This window comes from Aquamicrobium defluvii (assembly GCF_004363725.1).
In the GTDB taxonomy this organism is placed as follows: Bacteria; Pseudomonadota; Alphaproteobacteria; order Rhizobiales; family Rhizobiaceae; genus Mesorhizobium; species Mesorhizobium defluvii.
In genome coordinates, this window is sequence record NZ_SNZF01000005.1 from 154,253 (window position 1) to 171,679 (window position 17,427).

The 17,427-nt window shown below is 64.4% G+C and carries 14 protein-coding genes; 8 read left to right on the forward strand and 6 right to left on the reverse strand.

Annotated features, from left to right (window positions below; genetic code table 11):
- Positions 1-111: 111 nt before the first annotated feature.
- The 3 genes from smc to DES43_RS05820 form a co-directional block, all read right to left on the reverse strand.
- Positions 112-3,570, reverse strand: a complete 3,459-nt coding sequence (gene smc / locus DES43_RS05810) for a chromosome segregation protein SMC (protein WP_035023218.1) — start codon at positions 3,568-3,570, stop codon at positions 112-114.
- A gap of 84 nt (positions 3,571-3,654) precedes the next feature.
- Positions 3,655-4,353 carry a DsbA family protein gene (locus DES43_RS05815; protein ID WP_425352060.1) on the reverse strand — a complete coding sequence of 233 codons (699 nt, stop codon included), beginning with the start codon at positions 4,351-4,353 and terminating at the stop codon, positions 3,655-3,657.
- A gap of 129 nt (positions 4,354-4,482) precedes the next feature.
- On the reverse strand, positions 4,483-4,986 hold the full coding sequence (locus tag DES43_RS05820; protein ID WP_035023224.1) for a DUF721 domain-containing protein: 504 nt from the start codon (positions 4,984-4,986) through the stop codon (positions 4,483-4,485).
- 60 nt (positions 4,987-5,046) lie between these two features.
- Between DES43_RS05820 and mutY the strand changes: the two genes are divergently transcribed.
- Complete coding sequence (gene mutY / locus DES43_RS05825; RefSeq protein WP_035023227.1) at positions 5,047-6,138, forward strand: A/G-specific adenine glycosylase; 1,092 nt, start codon at positions 5,047-5,049, stop codon at positions 6,136-6,138.
- Positions 6,139-6,150: 12 nt separating this feature from the next.
- Here the strand turns inward: mutY and DES43_RS05830 are convergent, their stop codons facing one another.
- Positions 6,151-7,284: a site-specific DNA-methyltransferase gene (locus tag DES43_RS05830; RefSeq protein ID WP_035023231.1), complete on the reverse strand. Its 1,134-nt coding sequence runs from the start codon at positions 7,282-7,284 to the stop codon at positions 6,151-6,153.
- Positions 7,285-7,446: 162 nt separating this feature from the next.
- Between DES43_RS05830 and DES43_RS05835 the strand changes: the two genes are divergently transcribed.
- A complete protein-coding gene (locus tag DES43_RS05835) occupies positions 7,447-8,136 on the forward strand; it encodes an HAD family hydrolase (protein WP_035023235.1) in 690 nt (229 codons plus the stop codon).
- Positions 8,137-8,181: 45 nt separating this feature from the next.
- Here the strand turns inward: DES43_RS05835 and DES43_RS05840 are convergent, their stop codons facing one another.
- Positions 8,182-8,871, reverse strand: a complete 690-nt coding sequence (locus DES43_RS05840; protein ID WP_063608036.1) for a hypothetical protein — start codon at positions 8,869-8,871, stop codon at positions 8,182-8,184.
- 116 nt (positions 8,872-8,987) lie between these two features.
- On the opposite strand from DES43_RS05840, the gene thrC reads away from it, so the two are divergent.
- From thrC to DES43_RS05860, 4 genes are read left to right on the forward strand one after another with little or no spacing between them, the layout of a single operon-like run.
- Positions 8,988-10,394, forward strand: a complete 1,407-nt coding sequence (thrC, locus tag DES43_RS05845; protein WP_035023238.1) for a threonine synthase — start codon at positions 8,988-8,990, stop codon at positions 10,392-10,394.
- A 5-nt stretch (positions 10,395-10,399) separates the two neighbouring features.
- The gene (locus tag DES43_RS05850) at positions 10,400-11,692 is read left to right on the forward strand and encodes a M16 family metallopeptidase (protein WP_035023241.1); all 1,293 of its coding nucleotides are present in this window, start codon (positions 10,400-10,402) and stop codon (positions 11,690-11,692) included.
- 13 nt (positions 11,693-11,705) lie between these two features.
- On the forward strand, positions 11,706-12,290 hold the full coding sequence (locus DES43_RS05855; RefSeq protein WP_035023244.1) for a GNAT family N-acetyltransferase: 585 nt from the start codon (positions 11,706-11,708) through the stop codon (positions 12,288-12,290).
- Between the two features lie 41 nt (positions 12,291-12,331).
- Complete coding sequence (locus tag DES43_RS05860; RefSeq protein WP_035023515.1) at positions 12,332-15,205, forward strand: EAL domain-containing protein; 2,874 nt, start codon at positions 12,332-12,334, stop codon at positions 15,203-15,205.
- A 15-nt stretch (positions 15,206-15,220) separates the two neighbouring features.
- Here DES43_RS05860 and DES43_RS05865 read toward each other — a convergent pair whose 3' ends face one another.
- Entirely contained in the window at positions 15,221-15,832 is a 612-nt protein-coding gene (locus DES43_RS05865) for a YqgE/AlgH family protein (RefSeq protein ID WP_035023247.1), read from the reverse strand.
- A gap of 160 nt (positions 15,833-15,992) precedes the next feature.
- Here DES43_RS05865 and DES43_RS05870 point away from each other — a divergent pair, with 160 nt between their 5' ends.
- Positions 15,993-16,811: a protein-disulfide reductase DsbD domain-containing protein gene (locus tag DES43_RS05870; RefSeq protein ID WP_035023517.1), complete on the forward strand. Its 819-nt coding sequence runs from the start codon at positions 15,993-15,995 to the stop codon at positions 16,809-16,811.
- Positions 16,812-16,881: 70 nt separating this feature from the next.
- Positions 16,882-17,367 carry a peroxiredoxin gene (locus DES43_RS05875; protein WP_035023250.1) on the forward strand — a complete coding sequence of 162 codons (486 nt, stop codon included), beginning with the start codon at positions 16,882-16,884 and terminating at the stop codon, positions 17,365-17,367.
- Positions 17,368-17,427 lie beyond the last annotated feature (60 nt).

A 17,427-nucleotide genomic window follows, 5' to 3' on the forward strand; every position in this document is an offset into this window, starting at 1 on the left:
CATGTCCTATCATCGGGATAGGGTGAAAAAGGGAGGAATCGGACGACAACAACTGTAACAACCAGCCGCAGAAAGTGATCCAGGATGGAACATCTCCTCTGGCTGCCGGTATCAGCTCGCTTCGCGCATGGCCTCGGCTTCCTGAAGGTCAACCGAAACGAGCTGGCTTACGCCCTGCTCCGCCATGGTCACTCCGAAAAGGCGGTCCATGCGCGCCATGGTGATGGGATTGTGGGTGATGACGACAAACCGCGTTTCGGTTGAAGCCGCCATTTCGTCCATCAGGTTGCAGAAGCGCTCGACATTGTGGTCGTCCAGCGGCGCATCCACCTCGTCGAGCACGCAGATCGGCGCAGGATTGGTGAGGAAGACGGCGAAGATGAGCGACATGGCCGTCAGCGCCTGCTCGCCACCCGAGAGCAGCGTCATGGTCTGCGGTTTCTTGCCGGGCGGGCGGGCGAGGATTTCAAGTCCCGCCTCAAGCGGATCGTCCGATTCGATGAGCTGCAATTCAGCCGTACCCCCGCCGAACAGATGCGAGAACAGGCGCTGAAAATGGCCATTGACCACTTCGAAGGCTGCCAGCAGTCGCTCGCGCCCTTCACGGTTCAGGCTCTGGATCGCCTGCCGGAGCTTGCGGACCGCTTCTATGATGTCGTCGCGTTCGGAAACGATGGTATCCAGCCGCTCGGCCAGTTCACGCTGCTCTTCCTCGGCGCGCAGATTGACCGCACCCAGCCGTTCGCGCTCGATCTTCAGCCGCTCAAGCGTGCGCTCTACATTGGTGGCGTCCGGCATCGGATCGTCCGGTTGCAGGCCAGTGTGGCGGATCACCAGATGCGGCGGCGTGTTGAGCGCCTCCTGAATGCGCGCCTCGACCTCCTGCCGCCGCTCGTTGGCAGCCGTCAGCCTCTCCTCGGCACGCGCCCGCGCCTCACGGGATTCGGCCAGCCCCTGAATGGTGGCGGTTGCCGCCCTGTCCAGCTCCGCCTGCCGGTTTTCGGCTTCCTGAAGCCGGTCCGCCGCTTCCTTGCGCTGCGCTTCGGCCCGCGAAAGCTCGGACAGCAGCGCGCGACGGCGCATATCGAGCTCATCCGGCGCGTCGGCAAGCGTCTCACGCTCCTGAAGCGCCTCGGCGCGGCGTTCGTGAAGGGCACGGATATGGCTGTCGGCATTCTCGGCGCGCATCAGCCAGTTGCGGCGCTCGGTTTCGATCGCCAGAATCCGGCGCGCGCGCGCCTCGGCCTCACGGCTCAGTCCGTCGTGAACGGCGCGCGCCTCGGCAAGAGCCGCGCGGTCGGACGCGACGACGGCGGAAGCCTGTTCGAGCCGAAGCTGAAGATCGCCCGGATCGGGCGCGTCGCGCAACGCCTCCTCCGCCTCCGCATGGGTGGCGGATGCTTCCTCCAGTTCCTCCATCAGCCGCTGGCGTGCATCTTCCAGAGCGTCGCGGCGGCTTGCAATCTCGCCCGCCGCCCGTTCGGCCTGTGCCAGTGCCGTACGGGCCTGATCGAGTTTCGCCTGCGTTTCCCGCAACACCTGCCGTGCAGCGCGCTCGGCATCGATGTTGCCGCGGATTGCGGCTTCGGCAGCGGCAAGCGCCTCCTCGGCCGCGCGCACCCTGACCGTCGCAGCGACCGCCTCCGCATCCAGTTCTGCCAGCCGGTTTTTCTGCGCCAGACGCAGGGCTGCGGCAGTCGGCGCGTCCGCACTGGCAGTGAAACCGTCCCACCGCCACAATGCACCCTCACACGTCACCAGCCGCTGGCCGGGTGCGAGCAGAGGCTGTAGCGCCGGTCCCTCGTCCGCTTCGACGATGCCGATCTGCGCCAGACGCCGCGACAGCTGGTCCGGCGCACGCACCACCGAAGCAAGGCTTCGTACGCCTTGCGGCAATGCGGGGTCGCCATCGGCAGGCGCAACATCGCCCCAATGCACAGGCGCACTGCGATCCAGCGGAACGTCGAGGTCTTCGCCAAGAGCCGCACCGAGCGCGGTCTCAAAACCGCGCTCCACGCCGATCTGCTCCAAAACGGCCGGAAACAGGTCGCTGCCGCCAGCGCCCAGCATTTTTGCAAGCGTTCGCGCCTCGGTCTCGATGCGGGCCAGCTCCGCCCGGGCATCCTGCACAGGGCCGCGCGCTTCGCTCTCGGTCTCGCGGGCTTCCGCCACGGCCTGCTCGCAAGCCTCGACAGCGGCTGCCGCCTCTTCCAGGGCCGCACCCGCCTGTTCGACCAGTTCGCGCTTCTCGGCCGGGTCCGCGAGAGCGGCGAGCCGGCCCCCGATGTCCGACAGTTCGCGGTCCATCTCGCCGAGCTGGCGCGCGAAACGGTCGCGGCGCTCACCGGCTTCGCGCAGGGAGCGCTCCACCTGATTGCGGGAGGCTGCCGCCTCCGCACGTTCCGCCGTCAGCCGCGCCAGCGCATCCTCGCTGTTGCCGAGCGTTTCGGCGGCAGCCTCAAGGGCTGCGCGGACGGCCTCCGCCCGCTCGGCCGAGCCCGCATTCTCCTCGTTCAGAGCCCCTTCTTCTTCGGCCAGCCGCTCCAGAATGTCGGCGTTTTCCCGTACCATGCGCTCTTCGCGCGCAATGTCGGCGTCAAGCTGTTCCAGCCGCCTGTCGAGTTCCGACTGGCGCGAAAGGATGCGCCTGGCTTCCTCCTCAAGCTGGGCATTGGCGATGGACAGACGCTGGAAGGCTGCGGCCGCGGCCGCTTCGGCCTCGCGCAATTGCGGCAGCCTGTGCGCGCCGATGGCCTGTTCTTTCGCAGCCTCGACCTGTGCCGCCGCACGTTCGCCGACCAGAGACGTTGCCTGGGCCAGCGCGGAATGCGCCTCGCTTTCCTGTGCCGTGGCCGCGCTCCAGCGCAGATGCAGCAAGGTCGCCTCGGCCTTCCGGATGTCCGAGGACAGGTTCCTGAAGCGGGAAGCCTGCCGCGCCTGCCGCTTCAAACTTTCGATCTGGCCTTCGAGTTCACCGACCACATCGTCGAGACGTTCGAGATTCTGCTCGGCCGCCCGCAAACGCAGTTCCGCCTCATGGCGGCGGCTGTGCAGGCCGGAAATGCCGGCCGCCTCTTCCAGAAGCGCACGCCTTGCCTGCGGCTTCGCCTGAATCAACTCGCCGATGCGCCCTTGCCCCACCATGGAAGGAGAGCGCGCACCGGTCGACTGGTCGGCGAACAGAAGCTGCACGTCCTTGGCACGCGCTTCCTTGCCGTTGATGCGGTAGACCGACCCTGCCTCGCGCTCGATGCGGCGCGAGACCTGCAATTCGTCGGTATCGTTGAAGGCTGGCGGCGCGGTGCGGTCGCTGTTGTCGAGGAACAGCGTGACTTCGGCCGTATTGCGGGCGGGACGCGAGCCCGAACCTGAAAAGATCACGTCGTCCATGCCGGACGCGCGCATGTTCTTGTAGGAGCTTTCGCCCATGACCCAGCGCAGGGCTTCGACAAGGTTGGACTTGCCACAGCCGTTTGGCCCGACAATGCCCGTCAGGCCGCGTTCGATGACGAATTCGCCAGGTTCGACAAAGGATTTGAAACCGAGAAGGCGAAGGCGCGAAAACTTCATCCGCGTCCTCGTTCCGGGAGAAAAAAGTCATGCATCAGGGAGAGCGGCGCACCGGTGGCGGGCCGCTCCGATGCTGCCGGGACGTCAAAGCAGCGGATCAATGACCGCCGAGATTTCGTCAATCGACAAAGCCCCCTTGTAGACTTTTCCGTTGATGATGAAGGTCGGCGTGGAGTCGATCCTGAATTCCTCCGCGCCGCGCTTCTGGACCGCTCTCACTTGGTCAAGAAGATTCTGGTCAGTCAAGCAGGCGTTGAAGCTCTCCTGTGTAAAACCGGCGAGCTTGGCAAGCTGGAACATCGCGTCCTTGACGTTCTCGGCCGCCGCCCAGTTCATCTGCTGCCTGAACAGCACATCGATCATCGGGAAATAGTTGTCGCCGGCGCAGCGCGCCAGCATGAAGCCGGCCTCGGCGCGCGGGTCGAACGGAAACTCGCGCAGGATGAAGCGCACCTTGCCGGTGTCGATGTATTTCTTCTCGACCTCCGGATAGGTGTTCACCGCGAAATGAGCGCAGTGCGAGCAGGTCATCGAGGCATATTCGACGACCGTGACCTTCGCATCGGCGCTGCCTTTCACCTTGTCCGGCAGCGCACCTTCCTTGAGCACCTCGGCCATGTCCAGCGTATCCGATGCGGGCGGCGCTGCCGTGGAGGCGGAAGCGGACGAGGCGTTGGCCGTGCCCTGCTGGCCTGAATCGCTGCACGCCGACAGCAGCAGTCCGGCGGGAACCGCGGCCAGTGAAGAAAGGACTGTTCTGCGGGACAAGCTCATGCGAATCACCTGATTTGTTTTCCGATTGTGTACCGTGACGGCCTATAAAAGCGAGAGTCGTGGCCAATTAAGGCATTGAGACGGACAATCCAATCGCCTGGCCATGTTGGCATGATCACGAAAGCGCGATGGCCGGCATTACCCCTGCTTCCTGCGGCCGAGAACGGTGGCGCCCAGCCGCTCCAGCGATGCGCGCAGACCTTCATCCTCGATCTTGTCGACGGTGCGTGCCAGCCTTGCCTTCTCAGCCTCCGTCAGGGCGCGCAATGTCGGCGCCTTGCGCCGGACCGGACCGCTCAGCGGCTTCTGCACGATGCGAATGCGCCCGATTGCGGCGAAGCCGAGAAAGGCGTTGACGCGGCCGATGACCTCGCCGCTCTGGTGCTGGATGTGCAGCGCGGCCAGCCCCTCGCAGGCTATGACCAGCACGGCCGGCTGGAATGGGTCGTCCTCGCGCATGCGGCGGGGCCACTGGATCTTTTCCGGCCGGCAGCTCGAAGCCAGCCTTTCCCCGACGATCTCCTCCCACGACTGGACGAGCCCGACGGATATGCCTGCGCGCTTGCGCAGCACGGGATCGAGGATGCCCGTTGCCAGATCGCTGACCGGAACGGGATTGCCCGTGAAGGGTTTCCCTGCCATGTGCGTACTCCAGCGACGTTTAATCGAACCTCAGGCACCGGAAACCGGTATTTCCGATCAATGGCACCGCAGGACAAAAGCCGCAAGCCCGCCATCGCGGCCAGACTTCTGGAGTGGTACGACGCCCACCATCGCGAACTGCCCTGGCGGACCGCGCCCGCAGCTCTCGCGAGAGGCGAGCGGCCAGACCCCTACCGCGTGTGGCTCTCCGAAATCATGCTGCAACAGACCACGGTCGAGGCGGTCAGATCCTATTTCAGCGCGTTCGTCGCGCGCTGGCCTACGGTGTCGGCGCTCGCGGCCGCCGCGAATGACGACATCATGAAAGCATGGGCCGGGCTCGGCTACTATTCCCGCGCCCGCAACCTGAAAGCGTGCGCCGATCTGGTCGCCGCCCAGGGCGGGGTTTTTCCCGACACGGAAGAGGGCCTGCGCACCCTGCCGGGAATCGGCCCCTATACGGCGGCGGCCATAGCCTCCATCGCCTTCGACCGGCCCGCCGCCGTGATGGATGGCAATGTAGAACGTGTCATTTCGAGGCTGTTTCGCATTGAAACGCCCCTGCCGCAGGCCAAGACGCAAATCCGCGCCCTCGTGGAGCAGATGGTGCCTGCGACGCGGCCGGGCGATTTCGCGCAGGCGACGATGGACCTTGGCGCCACCATCTGCACGCCCCGCCGGCCGAAATGCATGTTGTGCCCGCTGCGCGAGGATTGCGATGCGCTCGCTGCCGGCGATCCCGAACTCTATCCGGTGAAGCTGGCAAAGCCCGAAAAGCCGCTGCGGCGTGGCGCAGCGTTCGTCGCGGTCCGCGCCGATGGTGCCGTGCTGTTGCGCAAGCGGCCGGAAAAGGGGCTGCTCGGCGGCATGACCGAGGTGCCGACCAGCGGCTGGACCGCACGGCTGGACGGCGAGACCTCGCCCGACGCCGCCCCCTTCCCTTCGCAATGGGAACGGGCCGGGCAGATCGCCCATGTGTTCACGCATTTCACGCTGGAACTGGACATCTATCGCACCCGGTTCGACGGCAATCCGGCAGACCATTTCTGGTCGCGGCCTGACGAACTGCATGGCGAGGCTCTGCCTACCGTCATGAAAAAGGCGATAGAGGCTGCCATACCCGGCGCGACGAAACACAAGGCAGGCCGATGAGGAGAATGCGGGTCAGGCGCCCGCCTTCTCCATGCCGAGGCGCGCTATGCGGCGCAGTTCGTCGATGGGGGTGAGACCGCCGGCACGCTCATAGTGCCAGAAGGTCCAGCCGTTGCAGGCGTCGAAGCCCTGGACGCGCGCGCCCATCTTGTGGATCGAGCCGGCATCCTCGCCGATCGAAAGGGTGCCGTCGGCGCGTACCCTGGCCGACCAGCGGCGCTGCGAGTCCCAAAGCGTGGTGCCGGCCTTGATCAGGCCCGTATCGACAAGGCTGCCGAAGGCGACGCGCGGTTCGGCGCGCTTGCCGGTCAGCACGGTGAGTTCGGTCGCGCCCAGCGGCTTCACCGCCTCGATGCGCTCCATGGCGGCGTCGATATAGTCCTGCTCGCGCTCGATGCCGACGAAGTGCCGGCCAAGCCGCTTCGCCACCGCCCCGGTGGTGCCGGAACCGAAGAACGGATCGAGCACGACATCGCCCGGTTTTGTCGAGGCCAGCATGACGCGCGCCAGCAGCGCTTCCGGCTTCTGGGTCGGATGCAGCTTGTCGCCCTTCGCGTCCTTCAGCCGCTCGTTGCCGGTACAGATCGGAAACAGCCAGTCGGAGCGCATCTGCACATCCTCGTTGGCTGCCTTCATGGCCTCGTAGTTGAAGGTATAGCCCTTGGCCTTCGCATCGCGCGAAGCCCAGATCATCGTCTCATGCGCGTTCTGGAAGCGGCGGCCGCGGAAATTCGGCATCGGGTTGGTCTTGCGCCAGACGATGTCGTTGAGGATCCAGAAGCCGAGGTCCTGCAGCTTCGCTCCGACGCGGAAGATGTTGTGGTAGGAGCCGATCACCCAGATGGTGCCGTTCGGCTTCAGCACGCGGCGCGCGGCCAGCAGCCAGGCGCGGGTGAAGGCATCATATGCCTCGAAGCTGTCGAACTGGTCCCACTCGTCGTCCACGGCATCGACCTTCGACTGGTCGGGACGGTGCAGGTCGCCGTTGAGCTGGAGGTTGTAGGGAGGGTCGGCGAAGATGACATCGACCGAGGCGTCGGGAAGCCGGTTCATCGCCGCCACGCAGTCGCCCTTGAGGATCGTGTCCAGCCATTCCGTTCTGGAAGAGACGCCGGAAAACTCGTCGAGACGACGTACTGCAGACATGTTGTACACCCAGGATGCGCGTTACTGTTTACCTGCCGTTATGGTTACCGATCAGCGTAAACAATCGGTGAAGGCCGGGTGCGATTTGCGCGGAAGCGCGCCTTGATGTATGCCCCGCCCGCCGGTTGCCGGCGCTCCCCCGAAACCGGATTGCGGACCGATATGGACAAGCCCGACCTCATCATCTTCGACTGCGACGGCGTTCTGGTCGATTCCGAGATCATCGCTGCACGGGTGGAAGCCGAGTTGCTGACCGAAGCGGGTTTCGAGATCACGCCCGAGGAACTGGCCCGGACCTATGCCGGCCTGACCTTCAAGGACATATTGCTGCGCATCGAGGAAATCTCGGGACTGCCCTTTCAGGCCACGCTGATCGACAAGGCGGAGACGGCAGTTGACCGCAGGCTGCGGCAGGAAGTGCGGGCGGTGGACGGTGTGCGCGAGGCTGTCATGCAGGTTGGGGCGCCATATTGCATCTGCTCCAACTCCCCCGGCGAGCGGATACGGGCCATGCTGGAAAGAACCGGCATCATGCCCGTGTTCCTGGGGCCGATCTTTTCGGCGCCAGAGCTGCCCACCGGCAGAACCAAGCCGGCGCCCGACGTATTCCTCCATGCGGCAAGCGAATTCAACGCCGATCCGGCGCGCACCTTCGTCATCGAGGATTCCGTTCACGGCATTGCCGGGGCACGCGCCGCGGGTATGCGCGTGATCGGCTTCACCGGCGGGGCCCACAGCTATCCCGGCCACGCCGACGTGCTGATGGAGGCGGGCGCGGAAACCGTCATCCGCCGCTGGGCCGATCTCAAGGGCGTTCTTGAAGCGCTGATGGTCTGGTCGGAAGACGACTGACAAGCAGAAAAAAGGCCGCCCCGAGGCGGCCTTCTTCTTATGTCGTCAGCGTGGAATGTCCGATTCCGAAGTGGTGGCCGGCTGCTGCTGTTGTGCCGGAGCGGGGCGCGCAGCCTGTGCCGGAGGCTTCCTGCGCACCACCCGCTTCGGCTGCTCTTCCTGCTTCGCCTTCGGCGGTCCCTCGTCATAGCCGATGAAGACCTGATAATCGCGGGAGGTCGGCTCGGGCACCGTCACATTGGGATCGTTGAACACGAACTGGGTGGCGGAAGAGGTGTCCCCGACCTGCACCTTGTGCTGGTGAAGCTGCGAATAGAGCACGTCGCTGCCGCGCGTCACAACCACGCGGATAGGCATGGTGATGGTTCCGGCCGCTCCTTGCGGGCCGGGCACGATGCGGCCCGCTGCGGCGACATTCATGGTGAGCTGGCCGTTGGCGCGCTTGCAGTCGCGCGTCACCTCGCCGATCGACGCCTGATAGACGATCTTCGCCGGGTCATCCTGTCCGCCCCTGGCATAGGTGTTGAAATAGGCTGTCCCCTCGCGCAGCGTCAGCGTCGGGCAATAAGCGTTCAGCTCGCTGGCCAGAACCTTCTCGCCGGAAGCGCTGGCAGCCTGCTTGCCCTGCACGTTCAGCACATCGCCGCTGTTCGACTGGCAGCCCGCCATGGCCAGCAACATGCTGGAAAGAGCAAGGCCCGTGAAAAAGCGAAATTTCGATGTAGCAGCTACCATGAAGTGCACTTCCCTCTCGCGGCGGTGGTGTCCTATAGCAATCCGGCGGCGAAAATGCGACTGACGAAAGCGACAAATCCACACGCCGGCTGGCTGGAAACGACGGAATATTCTGCATGAACTACATTAGCACCCGCGGTGAAGCACCCCGTCTCGGTTTTTCCGATGCCGTACTGGCGGGACTGGCACGCGATGGCGGCCTCTACCTGCCGCAGGAATGGCCTCGATTTTCCGCCGCAGAGATCCGCGCCATGCGCGGCCTGACCTATCAGGAGATTGCTCTGCGTGTGCTCACGCCCTTCGTCGGCGGAGAGATCGCGACGCCGGTTCTGGAGAAGCTGGTCAACGAGGCATACGCCACCTTCCGCCACGACGCTGTCTGTCCGCTGGTGCAGCTTGGCCCGAACAGCTTCGTGCTCGAGCTGTTCCACGGCCCCACGCTCGCCTTCAAGGACGTGGCCATGCAGTTGCTCGCCCGCCTGATGGATCATGTGCTGGCTGAGCGCGACCAGCACGCCACCATCGTCGGCGCCACCTCGGGCGACACGGGCGGCGCGGCAATAGAGGCTTTCGCCGGCCGGAACCGAACCGACATCTTCATCCTGTTCCCCCACGGCAAGGTGTCGCCGGTGCAGCAGCGCCAGATGACGACCTCGACGGCGGACAATGTCCATGCGCTCGCCATAGAAGGCAATTTCGACGACTGCCAGGGTCTGGTGAAGGAGTTGTTCAACGATCACGGCTTCCGCGACCGCGCGGCGCTTTCGGGCGTCAACTCCATCAACTGGGCGCGCATCATGGCCCAGATCGTCTACTACTTCACGTCGGCGCTGTCTCTCGGCGCGCCGGACCGGCCGGTGTCCTTCACCGTTCCGACCGGCAATTTCGGCGACATCTTCGCCGGCTATGCAGCAAGGCGCATGGGCCTGCCGGTCGAGACGCTGACCATCGCCACCAACGACAACGACATTCTGGCCCGCACGCTGGCAACCGGCGAATACCGGATGCAGGACGTGGTCGCCACCACCTCGCCGTCGATGGACATCCAGATCTCGTCCAATTTCGAGCGCCTGCTGTTCGAGGCGTCCGGCCGCAACGCCGATACCGTTCGCCGCTATATGAACGGGCTGAAGCAGTCCGGCGCCTTCACCATCGAACCGAACGAACTGGAAACGATCCGCGACGGCTTTGCCGCCGGCCGCGCGACGATAAAGGATACGGCCGAAACCATCCGCTCGACCCTTGCCGCCAGCGGCTATCTGCTGGATCCGCACACCGCCACGGCGGTCCACGTCGCGGCGGGCGCGCAGAAGTCCGCCGTGCCCAATGTCATTCTCGGCACCGCCCATCCCGCCAAGTTCCCGGCGGCTGTGAAGCAAGCCTGCGGGGTCTCGCCTGCCCTGCCCGCATGGCTTTCTCACCTGATGGACGCAAAGGAAAACTACACAGTGCTTCCATCGGACAAAAAAATGTTGGAAGATCACATTTTCCGCCATACGCGGGCCTATCAGCAGGGAGTCTGATCTATATGGGCGTTGAGGTAAGCCGTCTGTCGAACGGCCTGACAGTCGCCACCGAAACCCTTCCAAGCATGGAATCCGTCGCTCTCGGGGTCTGGGTCAAATCCGGAGCCCGTAACGAACGTGACGACGAGCACGGAATGGCGCATCTGCTCGAACACATGGCCTTCAAGGGCACCGCCAGGCGCAGCGCCTTCGAGATCGCCTCCGAGATCGAAAATGTCGGTGGCGAAATAAACGCCGCCACCAGCGTCGAGACCACCTCCTTCTATGCCCGCGTGCTTTCCGGCGATGTACCGCTGGCGGTCGACCTCCTCGCCGATATCCTCCAGAATTCCACCTTCGAGCCGGAAGAGCTGGAGCGCGAGCAGAACGTCATCCTTCAGGAGATCGGGGCGGCCCACGACACGCCCGACGACGTCGTCTTCGACCGTTTCACCGAGACGGCCTTTCGTCACCAGACCCTCGGCCGTTCCATCCTCGGCACGCCCGAAACGGTTCTGTCCTTCAGCTCGGCGCAACTGCACCGCTTCATGCAGCGCGAATATGGCGCCGACCGCATGATCGTCGTTGCTGCCGGCGATGTGAAGCACGACGATTTCGTGAGGCAGGTCGAGAGCAGGCTGGGCGGTTTCCGCCCGCATGCGCAGGGAGCGGTCTCCCAATATGCGCAATATGTGGGTGGCGATTTCCGCGAGGATCGCGACCTGATGGACGCGCAGGTCATCCTCGGCTTCGAGGGCCGCGCCTACCATGTGCGCGACTTCTATGCCTCGCAGGTGCTGTCGATGATCCTCGGCGGAGGCATGTCGTCGCGCCTGTTCCAGGAAGTGCGCGAGAAGCGCGGCCTCTGCTACTCGGTTTATGCCTTCCACTGGGGTTTTTCCGATACGGGCATCTTCGGCATTCATGCCGCCACCGGGCAGAACAATCTGGCCGAACTGGTGCCGGTGATCGCGGACGAGTTGCAGAAGGCCGGCGACCGCATTCTTCAGGAAGAGCTGGACCGGGCCCGCGCGCAATATCGTGCCGGGCTCATCATGTCCGCCGAAAGCCCTTCCAGCCGCGCCTCGCAGATCGCGCGGCAGCTTCTGCTGTTCGGCCGGCCAATCCCCAAGGAAGAGCTGATGGAGCGGCTTTCGGCGCTGACCGTGGAGCGGTTGAGCGACCTGTCGGGCAGGCTGTTCTCCACCCGGCCGACCCTTGCCGCCGTCGGCCCCGTCGGTTCGCTGACCTCCTACGAATCCGTGGTCGGCGCGCTCCCGTCTTCCACGTCGCTGCCACACCGGCTCGCCGTCTAGAATTCTTGCAGCCGTGTTCGCCCTTCCCTTCATCCGCCGTGAAACCCCGGCACTGGAAGGCGGGAAGATCAGGCTGCGCGTGCCGCAGATCGGCGATTATCGTGAATGGGCGCAACTGCGCGCCGCCAGTCGCGCTTTCCTGCAACCATGGGAACCGCGCTGGATGCCGGACGAGCTCGAGCGCACGGCGTGGCGCATGCGCATCAACCACTACCGGCAAGACCATGCCCAAGGCACTGCGATGGCTTTCTTCATCTTCGAGAAAGGCCGCGGCAGGCTGGCCGGCGGCATAACGCTCGGCAACATCCGTCATGGCGTGTCCAAAAGCGCTCAGGTGGGATACTGGATCGGCCAGCCCTATGCCGGACAGGGCCTGATGACCGAGGCCGTGACGACGCTTTCGCGCTTCGCTTTCGGCGAGCTGAAGTTGCACCGGATCGAGGCAGCCTGTATTCCCAGGAACATTCGCTCGATCCGCGTGCTTGAAAAAGCCGGATTTCAGCGCGAAGGGCTGCTGCGGTCCTATCTGAGGATTAACGGCGCCTGGCAGGACCATTATCTCTACGCCCGGATCGAAGACGATCCGCCGGCCGCGTGAACGAAGGACTGATCTTGACGACATCTCCGAAAGCGAGGTCGCTGCCGGCCACCCTTCTCGCCGCTTCCTTCCTCGTCTTTGCACTGCTTTTGCAGCTTTCCGCTGCCTATGCCGTCGAACCGATCAAGATTTCCCGCGACGACGTCGCGCTTGATCTTTCGGGAGCCGTCGAGATTTACCGCAATCAGGGCGAGAACTTCCAGGTTTCCACCGCGCCCGGTCCGGACGGCATCGTGCGCCGCATCGAAGTCGAAGCCAACGACAACCGCTCCAGCGGCGACTGGGCCGTGTTCGCGCTTGCCAACACCACGGACGCGCAGATCGACAGGCTCATCGTCGCGCCCCATTTCCGGCTGGTGAACTCCGGACTGCTCTGGCCCGACCTTGGTTCGACCCGCATCGCCGCCATCACGCCAAGCGAGGGTTTCGCGCTCGACCGGCAGGCAAGCCCCGACGCAGACGTCTTCCGCGTCACGCTCAATCCCGGCGCCGTCGTAACCTTCGTGGCGGACCTTGCGTCGCCGAAGCTGCCGCAGGTCTATCTGTGGGAGCCGGAAGCCTACAAGGATTCGGTCAACTCCTACACGCTCTATCGCGGCATCGTCCTGGGCATCGCCGGCCTTCTCGCCCTGTTCCTCACCATCCTGTTCGTGGTCAAGGGCACCTCGATGTTCCCGGCCACGGCTGCGCTCTCCTGGGCGGTTCTGGCCTATATCTGCGTCGACTTCGGCTTCCTCTACAAGATCATCGAGCTTTCGCCCGGAAACGAGCAGATATGGCGGGCCAGCACGGAAATCGGGCTCGCCGCCACCTTCGTGGTGTTCCTGTTCACCTATCTCAACCTCAACCGCTGGCACGGCCATTTCAGCTACGGCGCGCTGGTGTGGATACTGTGTCTGGCGCTGATCGCCGGCATCGCCATCATAGATCCGCCCATTGCCGCCGGCATCGCCCGCTTCTCCTTCGCCGCCACCGCGCTGGTCGGCATCGGCCTCATCCTCTATCTTGGCATACGCGGCTATGACCGCGCCATCATGCTGGTGCCAAGCTGGGTCATGGTGCTGCTGTGGCTCACCGGCTCGTGGATGGCGGTGACCGGCCTGCTCGACAACGACATCGTGCAACCGGCGCTCGGCGGCGGGCTGATCCTCATCATCCTGCTCATCGGCTTCACCGTCATGCAGCATGCATTCGCCGGCGGTGCGCTGCATCAGGGCCTGTTTTCCGATATAGAGCGGCAGGCGCTGGCGGTCATGGGCGCCGGCGACATCGTGTGGGACTGGGACGTGCTGCGTGATCGCGTCGTCACCCGCCCGGACATCAGCGCGCAGCTCGGCCTCGAACCCAACAGCCTCGGCGGGCCGGCGCGCAACTGGCTGCCGGTTCTCCACGCCGACGACCGCGACGCCTTCCGCACCACGCTGGACATCGTTCTGGAGCACAGGCGCGGGCGGATAGGCCAGCAATTCCGCCTGCGCGGAGCAGATGGCCACTATCACTGGTTTGCGCTGCGGGCCCGCCCGGTGATCGGCTCGGACGGCGAGGTTATCCGCTGCGTCGGCACCATGATCGACATCACCGAACACAAGAAGGCGGAGGAACGCCTTCTGCACGATGCCGTGCACGACAACCTCACCGGCCTGCCCAGCCGCGAGCTGTTCATGAACCGCCTCGAGGCTGTCATCGCCATCGCCCGGACCGAGGAGAAGGTGCGGCCGACCGTGTTCGTTATCGACATCGACCGCTTCAAGCAGGTCAATGACGGGCTGGGCATCTCCGCCGGCGACACCATCCTGCTCACCATCGGGCGCCGCCTGCACCGGCTGCTGAAGCCGCAGGATTCGCTGGCGCGCTTCGCCGGAGACCAGTTCGCGCTGATGCTGCTTTCCGAGCAGGAGCCGGCCCGCATCGCCGCCGTGGCCGATGCCATCAGGAACGCCATCAGCGCGCCGATCACCTTCGCCAGGCGCGAGATCGTTCTGGCCGCATCGATCGGCCTGATCACCTGGACCTCGGACCAGACTTCGGCTGAAGACATGGTCAAGGACGCCGAGCTGGCACTGCATCAGGCCAAGCGCTTCGGTGGCGACAGGATCGAACCGTTCCGCCCCTCCTTCCGCACCGTGGGTACCGACAAGCTGCAGTTCGAATCCGATCTGCGCCGGGCCATCGAGCGTAAGGAACTCACGCTTGCCTACCAGCCGATCGTGCGGCTGGAGGACAACAGCATTGCCGGCTTCGAAGCCCTGATGCGCTGGGAGCATCCGCGCCGTGGCATGATCCCGCCGGCCGATTTCATCCCCGTGGCGGAAAATTGCGGGCTGATCGTCCCGCTCGGCCTGTTCGCCATGCAGAAGGCTGCCGAAGACCTCGTGTCATGGCAAAAGCAGATCGGCGACGTGCCGCTTTCGGTGTCGGTCAACCTTTCCAGCCGCCAGCTCATCCGGCGCGATCTGGTCAGCGACGTGCGCTCCATCCTCGCCCGTGCCAATCTCAAGGCACGCTGCTTCCGGCTGGAACTGACCGAATCGCTGGTCATGGACAATCCCGAGCAGACCGCCCATGTGCTGAACAAGCTCAAGCACCTCGGCATCGGCCTGTCGCTCGACGATTTCGGCACCGGCTATTCATCCCTCGCCTACCTCACCCGCTTCCCGTTCGACACGATCAAGATCGACAAGAGCTTCGTCGACGACACCACGCCCAAGCGCACCATGCTGCTCAAATCCATGGTCAACATGGCGCACGAGCTGGGGCTTTCGGTGGTGGCGGAAGGCGTGTCCGATCCGAGCGACGCGCTCGAACTGCGCCAGATCGGCTGCGAATATGTGCAGAGCTTCATGTTCGGCCCGCCGGTAGCCGGCGATCAGGTCATCAAGCTGCTGAAAGAACAGTACCCGCTGGCGCAGACCTGACAAACCGGCAGCAGGTCAGGCGTGGCCGGCATTGGGGCTGAGATGGGCGATGTCGATACCGATCGAGGCAAGGATGCGGTCATACTTGCTTTCGATATCGGTATCGAACAGCAGTTCCGGCGTCGCCGGGCATGTCAGCCAGCCATTCTGGGCGATCTCGTTTTCAAGCTGGCCCGCACCCCAACCGGAATAGCCAAGCGCCATCAGCGCACGGCGGGGACCGCGCCCCGTGGAGATGGCGCGCAATATGTCCACCGTCGCCGTCAGGCAGATGTTGTCGGCCACATTGAGCGAGGATTCGACCCGGTAGTCACCCGAATGCAGAACGAAGCCGCGGCTGCGATCCACCGGGCCGCCATTGCGGATCACCAGGTCGCGCGCGGGCGGCGGCAGGCGGATCGCCTCCTGCTCGTCCATGATGCCAAGCTGTACAAGCAGGTCCGGGAACAGGATCTGCTGGGTCTGGTTGATGATCAGCCCCATGGCGCCCTCTTCGCTGTGGGCGCAGACATAGATCACCGAACGCGCGAACCTGTCGTCCTTCATGCCGGGCATGGCGATGAGGAACTGATCCTCGAGGAAGCCGCCGCGCCCCGAGTCCGCGTTGTTGCCGGACAGTATATCCATACGGGGAAAGTTAGCGCGTTTCGATGTCACTGGAAAGATGCGCCCGCGTCGCGGCTGCCTGCCGGAAATTCCGCCTAGCGACCCACGCTCACACAAAAATGATGTACGATTCAGACCAAAACCGGTTGCAGCCATGCCGCAAGAAGATCAAATCGGTGCCATGCGCAGCCTTTTCGTTTTCCCCGCGATCCCGCTCGCCTTCAGCCTTGCCGCATCGCTGACGGGCCTTCCTGCCTATGCGGGCTCATCGGACTGGCATGAGAGCGAGGGCGGACGGATCCGGCTGGTTACCGCCAGCCGCCCCGACGCCGAAGGACAGCTTCACGGCGTGCTCGAGATCGACCTGAAACCCGGCTGGAAGACCTATTGGCGCGACCCCGGCGACAGCGGCGTACCCCCGCAGATCGCGGTTGATGGCGGGAACGTCAGGGAAGCGAAGCTCAACTTCCCCGCCCCTACCCGCCACGACGACGGATATTCGGAGTGGGCGGGCTACGATCGCTCCGTGCGGCTTCCCGTGAGTTTCACCCTTGCCGACGGCGTTGCACCGGCAGGCGATATCGCCGCCCGGGTGCTGCTCGGCATATGCGAGAAGATCTGCATTCCGATACATGCCGATCTGGTGGTCGATACGGCCAGATCGCCCCATGAGGCAGTGGAAGAGGCTCTGGTGCGCAATGCGCGGACGGCGCTGCCGGCGCAGGCCACTCCGCATTTCGGCGTCAGCCTGGCCACCTCGGAAAACGGCGCGCTGAAAGCCGAAGTTTCGCTGCCGCGTGGCGCACAATCGGCAGAACTCTTCGTGGCCGGAGAAGACGGCTACGCCTTTGCCACCCCTGTCCGCGAGACCGGGAATGGCAAGCTTGTCTTCAGGATACCGATCCTTTCCCGCCCCGCACAAGAGCCGTCCGGCATGGGCGTGCCTTATACGCTGACCTCCTCTGCGGGCGCCGTATCCGGCTTCCTGCCCTACCCCTGAGACTGCGCCATTGCGGCGGCAGGCATAGTCCGCTATCGCTTTCATATCCCTTTCATGATGAGGAATTGCCATGACGATCTCCGTTGGCGACAAGCTGCCTGAAGCCACCCTGAAGACGATGACCGCCGACGGCGCAAAGGAACTGACCACAGCCGACATTTTCGCCGGCAAGAAAGTCGTTCTGTTCGGCGTGCCGGGCGCCTTCACGCCCACCTGCAACAACAACCACCTGCCGGGCTATCTGGAAAACAACGACGCCATCCGCGCCCGGGGCGTCGACACGATCGCCGTGGTTGCCGTCAACGATCCGTTCGTGATGGGCGCCTGGGAAAAGTTCACCGGCGGCGAAGGCAAGATCGTCTACCTGGCTGATGGCAGCGGCACTTTCGTCAAGGCCCTCGGCCTCGATATAGACCTGTCCGGAGCCGGCATGGGTCTGCGCTCCAAGCGCTTTTCCATGATCGTCGACGATGGCAAGGTGACCGCACTCAACATCGAGCCGGTTCCGAGCAAGGCCGACGAGACCAGCGCGGCAAATATCCTTGAACAGCTCTGAAATTCAGGCGACAGCCGGCTCCCGCCTGCCGGGGCCGGCTGCCAGAGCAATTCCAGCAAA